Source organism: Psittacicella gerlachiana (assembly GCF_003585965.1).
GTDB lineage: Bacteria > Pseudomonadota > Gammaproteobacteria > Enterobacterales > Psittacicellaceae > Psittacicella > Psittacicella gerlachiana.
Genome location: NZ_NRJF01000218.1, coordinates 1 through 2,078 on the forward strand (window position 1 = coordinate 1; position 2,078 = coordinate 2,078).

3 protein-coding genes are annotated in these 2,078 nt (G+C 35.0%); all 3 read left to right on the plus strand.

Features of this window, described 5'->3' with window-relative positions; genetic code table 11:
- Positions 1 to 296: 296 nt before the first annotated feature.
- Positions 297 to 602, plus strand: coding sequence for a 50S ribosomal protein L21 (gene rplU, locus CKF59_RS06755; RefSeq protein ID WP_119535178.1), 306 nt, complete (start codon positions 297 to 299; stop codon positions 600 to 602).
- Between the two features lie 57 nt (positions 603 to 659).
- Positions 660 to 920, plus strand: coding sequence for a 50S ribosomal protein L27 (gene rpmA / locus CKF59_RS06760; RefSeq protein ID WP_119535179.1), 261 nt, complete (start codon positions 660 to 662; stop codon positions 918 to 920).
- 53 nt (positions 921 to 973) lie between these two features.
- Positions 974 to 2,078, plus strand: a 1,105-nt coding sequence (gene cgtA, locus CKF59_RS06765; protein ID WP_119535180.1) for an Obg family GTPase CgtA, incomplete at its 3' end; no start/stop codon positions are given.

Below are 2,078 nucleotides of genomic sequence, written 5' to 3' on the forward strand. Positions count from 1 at the left end.
ATTTACAGTAGTATCAATTATTATACATTTTACTCCTGATTGCCATTTAAATACTCCTATTTTTTTATTGCACTTTTTTTATTTTTGTAATATAATAAATCCGATTTTTAAAAAAACATAATTCAACGTCATAAAGTTTAAGTTGAGAAGACTAAAAAGTCTTCTATTTTTTCTGTTTAGTATTCAGAGAGCTTTATACATTTATAATATATTGAGTGCATAGTAAATTTATAGAATTAAAAACTATTAGATACTCAGAATAATGTAAGACGTTAAAAATTTTGGAGCATTATTAAATGTACGCTGTAATCAGAACTGGCGGTAAACAATACCGTGTTACTGAAGGTCAAGTTCTTTCAGTTGAAAAATTAGAAGCGAATGGTCAAGTGACTTTTGACGAAGTGTTATTAGTTGCGAACGGTGAAAACGTTACTATTGGTACTCCTGTAGTTGCAGGCGCTAAAGTAACTGCAGAAGTTGTTGAACAATACCGTGGTGAAAAAGTACGTATTGTTAAATTCCGTCGTCGTAAACACTCTTTAAAACAAGCTGGTCATCGTCAATATTTAACAAAAGTAAAAATTACTGGTATCGTAGCTTAATAACTTAAGTAATATAATATTAAATTATTTACGATACAAAATTGGAGAATGTAACTTATGGCACACAAGAAAGCCGGTGGTTCTACTAAGAACGGACGCGAGTCACATAGTAAACGTTTAGGTGTTAAACGTTTTGGTGGTGAACATGTATTAGCAGGTAATATCTTAGTTCGTCAACGTGGTACAGCATTCCACGCTGGTACAAACGTAGGTATTGGTCGCGACCACACTTTATTTGCTTTAGAAACTGGTAAAGTAGTTTTCGAAACACGTGGTAAAAACAACCGTCGTGTAGTAAGCGTTTTACCTGAAGCTTAATTTTAATCAAAAAAGAACCGCTTCTGCGGTTCTTTTTCATATATTATAAGTTTATGAAATTTATAGATGAAGCTATAATTACAATTGAAGCTGGTGATGGCGGAAATGGTATCGCTAGTTTTAGAAGAGAGAAATATGTTCCAGACGGCGGACCAGATGGTGGTGATGGTGGTGATGGTGGTAATGTCTACTTAGTAGCAGATAATAATACTAACACTCTTATTGACTATCGCTACATTCGTGCTTATCGTGCTGAACGTGGGGAAAATGGTCAAAGCTCTAACTGTACTGGAAAAAAAGGAAAAGACCTTATTCTATCTGTACCTATAGGAACAAGAGCAACTGATATTCATACAGGTGAAGTGTTAGGAGAACTCCTTATCCCAGGTAAAAAGCTCCTCGTTGCCAAAGGTGGTTATCATGGTTTAGGCAATGCTCGATTCAAAACCTCAACTAACCGAGCTCCACGTGAAAGAACTCTAGGAACTCCTGGAGAAAAAAGAGAGCTAATGCTTGAATTAATGCTGATGGCTGATGTAGGTCTTTTAGGTATGCCTAACGCAGGAAAATCAACTTTTATTAGCTCAGTGTCTAAAGCAAGACCAAAAATTGCAGATTATCCATTTACAACTTTAGCTCCAAGCTTAGGGGTTTGTAGTGTTAGCCCTATGCAAAGCTTCGTTGTTGCTGATATTCCTGGATTAATTGAAGGAGCAGCTGAAGGTGTAGGTTTAGGGATTAGATTCTTAAAACACCTTGAAAGATGTAGAATTCTACTTCATATTATTGATATTAATCCTATTGATGGTTCTGATCCAGTTGAAAATGCTAAGATTATTTACAATGAGCTACAAAAGTACTCTGAAAAATTAGCTAATAAAGAACGCTGGTTAGTATTTAACAAATGCGATACTTTACCTCAAGATGAAGCTCAAGAGCTGGCTAAAAAATATGTTGAAGCATTAGGTTGGACCGATAAATATTATTTAATCTCAGCAGCCGCAAAGATTGGAGTTGAACAATTAACTCGAGATTTAATGGACTATATCGAAGCTAACCCACGTTCATTAGAACAAACTGCAATTAATACTGAATTTAACTGGGATAGCGAACCTGAACATCCTGAATATAATCAAGAATGGGATGATTGGGATGATT